The 9,852-nt window shown below is 47.8% G+C and carries 9 protein-coding genes; 4 read left to right on the top strand and 5 right to left on the bottom strand.

Annotation, left to right across the window (positions count from 1 at the left end; translation table 11 throughout):
• Positions 1 to 138 precede the first annotated feature (138 nt).
• Positions 139 to 417 (top strand): hypothetical protein, encoded by a 279-nt coding sequence (locus tag AC6I8A_RS22180; RefSeq protein ID WP_497819202.1) that lies wholly within the window; start codon positions 139 to 141, stop codon positions 415 to 417.
• A 1,108-nt stretch (positions 418 to 1,525) separates the two neighbouring features.
• Entirely contained in the window at positions 1,526 to 2,884 is a 1,359-nt protein-coding gene (locus tag AC6I8A_RS22185; RefSeq protein ID WP_497819203.1) for an MFS transporter, read from the top strand.
• Positions 2,885 to 3,003: 119 nt separating this feature from the next.
• Here AC6I8A_RS22185 and umuC read toward each other — a convergent pair whose 3' ends face one another.
• From umuC to AC6I8A_RS22210, 5 genes are all read right to left on the bottom strand, one after another.
• Positions 3,004 to 4,266, bottom strand: a complete 1,263-nt coding sequence (gene umuC / locus AC6I8A_RS22190) for a translesion error-prone DNA polymerase V subunit UmuC (RefSeq protein WP_497819204.1) — start codon at positions 4,264 to 4,266, stop codon at positions 3,004 to 3,006.
• Positions 4,266 to 4,688 (bottom strand): translesion error-prone DNA polymerase V autoproteolytic subunit, encoded by a 423-nt coding sequence (gene umuD, locus AC6I8A_RS22195; protein WP_497819205.1) that lies wholly within the window; start codon positions 4,686 to 4,688, stop codon positions 4,266 to 4,268. The genes umuC and umuD overlap by 1 nt, the downstream gene beginning before the upstream one ends.
• 65 nt (positions 4,689 to 4,753) lie before the next feature.
• On the bottom strand, positions 4,754 to 4,987 hold the full coding sequence (locus AC6I8A_RS22200) for a hypothetical protein (RefSeq protein WP_008101736.1): 234 nt from the start codon (positions 4,985 to 4,987) through the stop codon (positions 4,754 to 4,756).
• Positions 4,988 to 5,383: 396 nt separating this feature from the next.
• On the bottom strand, positions 5,384 to 5,581 hold the full coding sequence (locus AC6I8A_RS22205) for a hypothetical protein (protein WP_497819206.1): 198 nt from the start codon (positions 5,579 to 5,581) through the stop codon (positions 5,384 to 5,386).
• A gap of 369 nt (positions 5,582 to 5,950) precedes the next feature.
• Complete coding sequence (locus tag AC6I8A_RS22210) at positions 5,951 to 6,217, bottom strand: YdgH/BhsA/McbA-like domain containing protein (RefSeq protein ID WP_280171981.1); 267 nt, start codon at positions 6,215 to 6,217, stop codon at positions 5,951 to 5,953.
• 717 nt (positions 6,218 to 6,934) lie between these two features.
• Between AC6I8A_RS22210 and AC6I8A_RS22215 the strand changes: the two genes are divergently transcribed.
• On the top strand, positions 6,935 to 8,116 hold the full coding sequence (locus AC6I8A_RS22215; protein WP_497819207.1) for an OmpP1/FadL family transporter: 1,182 nt from the start codon (positions 6,935 to 6,937) through the stop codon (positions 8,114 to 8,116).
• Between the two features lie 107 nt (positions 8,117 to 8,223).
• Entirely contained in the window at positions 8,224 to 9,807 is a 1,584-nt protein-coding gene (locus AC6I8A_RS22220; protein ID WP_497819208.1) for an arylsulfatase, read from the top strand.
• The last annotated feature ends 45 nt before the right edge of the window (positions 9,808 to 9,852 follow it).

Raw genomic sequence — 9,852 nt, forward strand, 5'->3', positions numbered from 1 at the left:
CAATTTTTAATCATGTATTTTTTAAGAGAATTATTCAGGAGTATCTCTGAGATAATGTATACAGAAAGATGAATTGACGAATTGTATTTCTCAGGCGTAAAATCCCTTCGATCATTAATAGTAACCAAGCGAACTATCATGTTAAAAACATTTATGTACACATTCTTTCTTGCTATATATTCAATCCCGAAATGCAATGCCAGGTGTGATAATCATGTGCGCGTATACCCTGACGCTGTTCATACGGCCCACACCGGTTATATCGGAGGGTATGAAAATTTCATCTTTGCAGTACCTGATAAAAACATCTCTGGAGATGAGGCAAAATCCCATCGACTGGATCCCTACAGAAAGCACCAAAAACTCAAAGGTTTAAAAAAAGGACAAAATAAAAAAAGCAATATTAACAGAGGATAACTGCGCTTTGCGCTTCATGACAAAGCGCGGGTGTGAAGAAAGTATATTCGAGAATTTTTTATTGAAATGAAATATGTAGCGCTGCTTAGCGTGAACAATTTATCTTGCCCGGCAGGAGTTCTGATGCCGTTATGCCCTATGCCCTATGCCCCCAGTAGAAACATCTGTAGCCAGATAGCTGGCATCATATGAACTTTACCGTCATAGTCCTTTGACCAATTCACCGGCGTCAAACCGGGCACACTAATAATTACGCTTGGGTATATCTTAGCGGCGTCAAATTATGCAAATTTACAGGTCGGGTATAACGCGCCCCAGCCAAGAGTAACACACACAGGTTATTTAATTCCGTAAAAAATAAAAACAACATCAAAACATAGATATCAATACTGCCAGCCAGCACTCATTATTTAATCTCAAATAAAAATGATATAAGTTAATCAGAAAAAATTATGCTTGTCTTTTCTTACTGGAACGATAACATCTGAGAACTCGACATCACTAAGGGAAGATTTTATGTCAGCTTTTATAATTACAACCCTGAAAATTATTACAGCAGAGGCTAACATTATCATAATGCGGACGTATTCAGTACTCTGAAGGAGAATTACACATGAATTACCTTATCAAGGGCTGGATTATTGCAGCAACGATTTATACCTGCCTCGATGTCAGCAAAAAGCTGTGCCAGATATATCCTGATCAACAACTCGCGATCTGTATTATTGGCGTAAGTATCAATATTGTCATCAACCTTATGCTTCTATCATACCCGACTCGTGGACGAGAATAGGTAACAGCCTCGTTAATTGATAATGCTGTTGTTCAGAATGGAAGCTGTGATAACTAATGATGTCATTCATCATCCTGTTACAACAGACCGAAAAATGCCTGTGAGCTAAAATTAGTCATTTAATCCGGCTTAAACATCCTTAGCCCTCACGATCTTTCATCGCGAATAAATTCAGGATTACGCATCTCATGTGCGCAAATATGTGCATCGTCCCGATATCCTTTGCCAGTGCCATAACCGGCTACCTTTGTCCGGAAGGGATATATTCTGGTTTAACCATTTCTCTTACAAAGCCGTTATGACGAAGGAAAACCCATGAATAAGGATGTTAGCACGGGTAACACACTGAACCTGATGGCCATCATTGCAGTATCGTTAAGCACGGTCATTGCGATGCTCGACAGTACAATCGCCAACGTCGCGCTCCCAGTCATTGCGCGAGAGTTTTTAATCAGTGAATCCGACTCCGTTCTGATCGTCAATGCTTATCAGTTCGCCGTGGTCGCATCAATGATTCCACTGGCGGCACTGGGAAAATCAGTGGGTATCACGCGCGTATTCAATGCAGGCGTACTCTTATTCGCGCTGTCATCACTGGGCTGCGCGTTATCTGAAAGTCTGGAAATGCTGACGGTATTTCGCGTGGTACAGGGTTTCAGTGCAGCAGCGATTTTGAGCGTAAATGCGGCACTAATCAAAGCTATCTATCCCGCAAGCCTGCTGGGCAGAGGTTTGGGCGTGAACGTTATGCTGGTCTCTGTTGCCGCAGCGGCCGGGCCATCTATAGCCTCTGCCATCCTTGCTGTGGCGAGCTGGAACTGGCTATTCACTATCAATGTACCTGTTGCGGCAGTATCGGTACTGATTAGCGTGGTCTTTCTGAATACGAGCCCGGCTGAAAAGGGATCGTTTGATCGAACAGGAGCCACCCTCGTATTTATGCTTGGTCTCCTTTTCTCATGCACTGTTTTCGGCCTGACGCGGCAGAAGATGTTTTTTGCGATGGGGAGCCTGACTGTTTTTGTATTGTTACTGGAAACTTTTTACCTGAACCAGAAGCACAAGGTCGAAAAGGCGCTGATACCTCTAACCGTCTTTCACAGTAAAACGTTAAGCCTCTCACTTCTGATGTCAGCGCTCTCCTATGCAACACAACTGCTGGCCTATGTATCGCTGCCCTTCTACCTTCACAATGTGCTCCATCGCGATATCGCGTCAACAGGGTTACTTCTGACTGCCTGGCCACTGGCAACAATGTTTACTTCGGTTCTGGCAGGCAATCTGCTGAAAAAATACGACTGTAATATCATTGGAGCCGCAGGTCTTGGGTTGTTGTTTGCCGGCATGCTGCTGACCGCTGCCCTGCCGGTGGTACCCGGAAATATTGATATTATCTGGCGAGTCGCGCTATGTGGTGCGGGCTTCGGACTTTTTCAGTCACCGAATAACTATCTCATCATGACTTCAGTAAACGATGAAAATACCAGCGTCGCCAGCGGTCTGTTAGGAAGCTCGAGGCTGCTGGGTCAGATTGTGGGTTCGGCACTGGTTGCACTGTTTTTTAACATCAATGTGAATGATCCAATCAACTGCAGCCTCATTACAGGAGCGTGCTTTTCCTTCTTTTCTCTTGCAGTCAGCTACTGGCGATACCTATCGGCAAAGCCCCATTAAAGCCATAAAACCTGGGAAGATGAGATTTGTCGCCGGGTGACTTCAATCATTAAGACATTTCTACGTGGTTCCGGGTTTCGGTTATCGTTTCAGACTACTGCAGCGGGCAGTAGTAAACTTCACTTCGCCACGGGCAGATCCTCATACCGCGTCGTGTATGCCGGTGACAGCATCTCACGCTTCATCTCCCAGGATTTCTGGATCCCCTGACCTGCAAACCATAACTTCCCCTTCCCGCTCTGGTTTAGGCCATCAACAACACGCATCAGCGCCTCACTGTTGGCCTGCGGCTTAAATTCATCAAAGAGATTGAGTTGAGAAACGCCCTGGCTGTAAAAATCGCCCAGCATCACCCCTGCTTTCATATAGCGGCACCCGTCCCGCCATATATGGTCGAGACCCTGCATAGCAACTCTGATGATGTCGCGCGTATCGTTGGAGGGCGTTAGCAGCTTACCCATCGCCTGGTTTCCATAGAACACTTCACCTTCAGCGTGTGGGCTGGTCCGGACAAACACCGCTACCTGACTACAATACTGGCGCTCCCTTCTCAGCTTCTCAGCCGCGCGCTCTGCATACGAGCAAACCGCCTGACGCATATCCATATACTCGGTTATGCGGGAGCCGAAGGATCGGGAGCAGACAATTTGCTGCTTGGTTGGCGCAAATTCTTCCAGCGCGAGGCAAGGCTCTCCCCGCAGCTCGCGCACCGTTCGCTCCAGCACAACGTTGAAGTGCTTACGGATGACATATGTGCTTTGCTCCGACAGGTCTTTCGCGGTGATGATGCCCATAGCATTTAGCTTCTTACTGATGCGCCGGCCAACACCCCATACTTCTTCGACCGGAACCAGCGCCATCAGCTTCCGCTGGCGCTCAATGTTTGACAGGTCAACAACGCCGCCGGTCTGCGTCCACTTTTTGGCAGCGTAATTTGCTAATTTTGCTAACGTTTTAGTTTGGGCGATACCGACGCCCACTGTCAGATGCGTGTTGCGTCTGACGCGTTCACGAACTTCTCGCCCAAAATCTTCAAGAACCCGGCAATTTCTCAGACCTGCCAAGTCCAGGAAGGCCTCATCGATTGAGTACACCTCGACGGATGGCGCCATAGCTTCCAATGTTGTCATTACGCGATTGCTAAAATCTGCATACAGCGCGTAATTGGAGCTAAACACGTGAATCTTGTGTCTGCGTATTTCATCTTTAAGCTTAAAGTAAGGTGCGCCCATGGGGATATTCAGCGCTTTGACTTCCGCGCTGCGGGCAATGACACAGCCGTCATTATTACTTAAAACGAGCACTGGCTTTCCCCACAGGTCAGGTCGGAAAACCTTCTCGCAGGCGCAATAAAAATTATTAACGTCCACCAGCGCGAACATTACCGGGCCATCGATTTAATCGAGTATTTGACCACTCCAAAAATTTCAAACTGGTCAGGATCATTGACCGGAATGATAGCGTGCGCTGGATTCATTGGCTTCAGGTGCAGGCAAGGTTTGGTCATGAGCTGTTTCACCGTGAACTCTCCCTCGATGGCCGCCACAATAATGTCGCCATGATCAGCTTTCACTGAGCTGTCCACCACCAGCATATCGCCATCACTGATGCCACCGTCAATCATGGAGTCACCGCTTACCCTGATGAAATAAGTTGAGCTGGGATGGCTGACAAGCAGACTGTTAAGATCGATTCGCTGTTCAACATAGTCCTGTGCAGGAGAAGGAAACCCACATGGGACGCGCTCAATAAATAATGGCAGCGCTAATATGGCGCGGATTTTTGCAGGTTTGTAGAACTTCATGGCTGTAGTCTCAATTGATGAATTTCAGAACAAAATTAAAAGAACATTTAATATTTTATTTATTCTCAACCGTTTGGATTGAACACCTGAAACACGCGCTCATCACCTTCCGCTGTGGAAATATCCCGGAAAACTGACTTGTGCGCTTCTATCCAGTTGTTGGCTTCGCGTGGCGTGTAATGCCAGTTGAGCCGCTTAAGCTCAGTGACAAAATCGAGTGTACTGACGGTGTATCGGCCAGCGGCATCGCGTTTGATTGCGAACCTAAAGGCGTCTTTGATTTCGTAGTCGCGGGGCATGGTCATCACCCTCCCTGACAGATACTGTATATAAATACAGTAATATTGATCACCAGGATCGATCAAGTCGATTGCATCAGGTTTTTGCGAAGGGGTTGGCGGAAAAGGAAATTTAGTTTTATGTGACGCAGGATTTTGACACTGGCCTGGAAGATTCCAGGGTTCAATGCAACGCCTGGTTGCTATTAATGTGGAAGTGATTGAATGAAAAGATGTTTAGGTGGGATGATTTTTATCATGAGCCTGATGACTATATCGGGATGCTATCACTCTGAGAGGCCGATTGGTCCCAATGGGCGGCCTAAGGTACATCCGGTGCAACCTGTTCCCGGCGGGCCAATGAGCAAGGGGCCGGTTGGTCAGCCACAGGCATAATCAAAATCCAGCAGGCACTGCTCAGTGCTTGCTTACACCAAAAAGATACATTGCCAGCTCTGCCTCGCAACTTCTGGTCTCATCCTCAAACATTGCGGCCATATAACCGACCAGTGAATCGTTCGTAATCGGTATACCTTCGTCAAGCATGTTTATAACCGCCTGCCCCATAACGCTGCGTACTGCATCCATCGCCAGGTCACAAACCTCAATGTCCATGCATCCTCCTGTTGTAAATTCTCTAAGGTACGCCTGCAGCTAAGCTTCGATATAAGAAACGGCTCAATGGCAGAATTCTGAAGTTGAGGTTTTGCGATGAAATTTTGCGCGCGGCTTATAGCAAAACAGTACCGCTCGATTATGATTAATCCGTAACACACAGCAAACGTGTTGCGTACGAAATGACTTAGCCTGAGGACTTCTTTGCCCGCTCCTGTGGGCTTTTTTAAGCGCTCTATCTGGCTTAGATTTCAGCTTGCAACAACAATTGCCTTTCTAATTCCTGAGGCAGTGCAGTTAGGCGCTGACCGCTTTAGTGGCCACAATCTTACTAGGGGTCATGCCCCGTTTCCAGGGCATAGCAAACTACTATTTATAAACGGTCGCAGTGCCACGAATTTTGTCGCCTTCATTACCAGAAGTAATGACGAAATACTTGCCACCTAACTCATCTGCTTTCTGTGAAATATCTTTCATAGCATCTGATGGCGCAGTGTATTCCTTTGTCGTGCTGACTTCGCCTACCTTCTCATACTGCTTTGCTTCCTCTTTTGTGATTTCCTTAGCAGCAAAAGCTGATGAACACACCACAGTCGTTAAGGCCAGAGCTATCAAACTTACCGAAATCTTTTTCATTATTTCACCCTTGTGATTTGAAATATTAGACTTCTTTAACCGCCCTAAAATGATTAGCCTGGATTCCGTTAAAAGCAAATAATTAAAATATTAATACCCAACTGGCGCTTCTAATGCTGAATGTGAGTTTTATAGCCTGACTTGAGAGCCCACTATACATGGATGGTGGTTAAGGTTTGGAAAGCCTCTTCATTTTAAATTTTCTAAAACCCACCCTTCGCCAATAAGAATAATCTTATTGGCGAAATTCCGAAAAAAAACCCATTAAACACCAGATCGATAGCCCCTTGATTCCAATGATTTTAATTTTATAGCAATGTATTTATAAAGTGATCCCCTCCTATTTTAAAGCCTTTGTAATTCAATGAAATAAGATGCATTTACCACTAACCTCACTCATCCGTGTGTAAATTTGATTTTCATCAAAAAATTTGCGAGTCGACTTACTAATTCCTTACATTCATGTTGCTGAAATTCAAACTTTGGCTAAGTTAAATATCAAAATGTAAATAAAACTGTCTTATCCTCGGGTTGTGTTTAATTCTCATAATGCCCGACCTCTTCCCCCGCTTCGGGTGATTCTTATTTTGCTACCAGAGATAATTCAATTTTCTTTCTATACCACGAGCAGTCTTGAGTTAAGTGGCATGAGGATTGTTGAAAGACTAATGGATTAATGTGACCGGATGTTCTTAACCCTGTTTAAGAGAGAGTCCCATGCGCAAAATAATAGCCCTGGCCTTTTTATTTAATCTTTCTTCTGCAAGCGCGAGTGGACTTTATCTATATGAAATTGGCACTGATGATATTGGCCTGGCCGGTGCAGGTCAGGCTTCGCGTGCGCAGGATGCCTCAACGCTTTTTACCAATCCTGCTGGCATGACCCTTTTGCCAGATAAAATGCTCACTTTGGGGGCGCAGGCATTATATGGTGACGCGCCTTACCGGCTGTACGACGATGCACAACTGAGTGGTAACAGCCCTGGGAATGTCATTGGCTGGTTTCCCGGTGGCAGCGCTTTCTACACGCAACGGATCAGCCCAACTGTCAGTGCTGGAGTAGGATTTTATGGCAACTACGGACTTGGCCTGCATTTCGGTGACTGGGCTGGTGACAACCTGATTAAAGACAGCACGCTGCTGGCCGTAACGCTGATGCCCGCGCTGGCCTGGCAAATCAATGATGCCTTCTCTCTCGGTGCGGGGTTGGGAATTAACTATGGCCTGCTAAAAATCAAGCGCGCCCGAGGCGATGAGCTATCCGATCATGACTGGGCGCTCAACGGCAAAATAGGTGCGTTATGGCAGTTTACCCCACAAACGCGTGCCGGATTAACCTATACCAGCCGGACCAATTATCACTTCAACGTTAACAACACGGTCCGTCTTGACCAGCTGAATAACTCCCCTTCCTGGACGTTGCCTATCGCAGCAACCGTCAATACGCCCCAACAAATTATGCTCAGTGTTTTCCATCAGTTAAACGATCGCTGGGCTGTCATGGGGGATGCGGGATGGCAGGACTGGAGCGTTTACAGCAACAGCGAAATAACCGTGGCGGGCAATCAGGTGGGCAACAACGGGCGTCTGCGTGATACCTGGCACCTCGCACTCGGCACCCAGTTCAAACTCTCTGCTGACTGGACTTTAAACACCGGCGTTGCCTTTGACAGCAGCTTCTACCGCAACCAGCAGGATACCTCTCTGACGATGCCGTCTGGCGACACCTGGCGCTGGGGCATTGGTGCGCGTTACCAACTCGATCCTGACAGCAGCCTCGGCGCCGCCTTCGAATACGCGCACATTGACTCGTCACAGGTCGCATCGCCGCTGGTCAAAGGACGCTATGACAATCCTGCTCTCTATTTCTTAGGCATCAACTACAGCCGAACTTTCTGACCCGGCCAACTAAGGAGGCGCATCACATAACTTACTGTCGAACGATTTGACCGGGCGGGCGATACCTATGCCTTTCCTACGAGAGTCCACTTATCTGGAGCACAGAAATGTCAAAAGTGCCATTTTGCAAATCGCTGCTTGCCTCAATGTTGTCTGTTGCCTGCTGTGCGACCAGCGCTTATGCAGCCCCGGCCAGCAATACCACGACGGCGCCGGAGCAGAACAATCAGAAGCCCAACATTGTAGTGATATTCGGTGATGACATCGGGTACTGGAACGTCAGTACCTACAATCAGGGAATGCTGGGCTATCAAACGCCCAATATTGACAGCATTGCGGCCGAAGGTGCCAAGTTCACTTCTTACTATGCGGAACAAAGCTCTACCGCCGGTCGCTCATCCTTCATTACCGGGCAGATGCCGTTCCGTACCGGGATGAGTAAAGTTGGGATGCCCGGCGCACCGCAGGGACTGCAGAAAGAAGATCCTACTATTGCCAGCATACTTAAGCAGCTTGGCTATGCCACCGGCCAGTTTGGTAAGAACCACCTCGGTGACCGTAACGAGTTTCTGCCTACCGCCCATGGTTTCGACGAGTTCATGGGTAACCTTTACCATCTGAATGCGGAAGAAGAACCGGAGAACCCGGATTATCCGCAGGATCCTGAATACAAAAAACAGTTCGGCCCGCGTGGCGTCATTAAGTCCAGCGCGGACGGGAAAATTGAGGATACCGGCCCGTTAAATATCAAGCGTATGGAAACCGTTGATGAAGAGACGCTGGCGGCGAACAACGACTTTATGGAGCGGCAGGTCAAAGCCAAGAAGCCGTTCTTTACCTGGTACAACACCACGCGTATGCATAACAAAACCCATATAAAACCGGCCGATAAAGGCGTGACCGGCTTGGGTGACTACGCTGACGGCATGGTGGAGCACGACAAAATCGTCGGTGAAGTACTGAAGAAAATCAAAGACCTCGGCATTGAAGACAACACAATTGTGGTTTACACCACCGATAACGGCCCGATGACGGCCACCTGGCCTGATGCCGGTATCACACCGTTCCGTGGTGAGAAAAACACCGGCTGGGAAGGCGGGTTCCGCGTACCGGCGATGGTCAAATGGCCGGGACATATTAAGCCGGGCACGCTGATCAACGACATCTTCGGCAGTAATGACTGGTTCCCGACGCTGGTTGCTGCAGCAGGCGTGCCGGACATTAAACAGCAGTTACTCAAAGGTTATAAAACCAGTGCGATGACCTACAAAGTGCATCTGGATGGCTATAACCAGCTTGATTTCATCACCGGTAAAACGCAGGAGGATCCGCGCAAAGAATTCTTCTACTGGAGTGATGACGGTGATCTGCTGGCGATGCGCTACGGTCGCTGGAAAGCACACTTCATGATTCAGGAGCGTTCAGGCATGGATGTGTGGAAATACCCGTTCGTTAAACTGCGTGTGCCACTGATCTTTGATTTGAAAATCGATCCGCTGGAAAAAGGCACCGATGGCATGGATTACAACCACTGGTTCTATGATCGCCTGTTCCTGCTTGGCGGTGCGCAGAAATATGCCACTGAAATGCTGCAAAGCTTCAAAGAGTTCCCGCCGCGTCAGAAACCGGGGTCATTTACCGTCTCTGATGTGTCGAAACTTATCGAGCAAGGCAGTCCGGCCACCAACTGATGCTCTGACCACAACACCGGGTGAACTACTTCACCCGGTACTCAG

The sequence above is a fragment of the Pantoea sp. X-Soil-ISGK-275 genome (assembly GCF_059730795.1).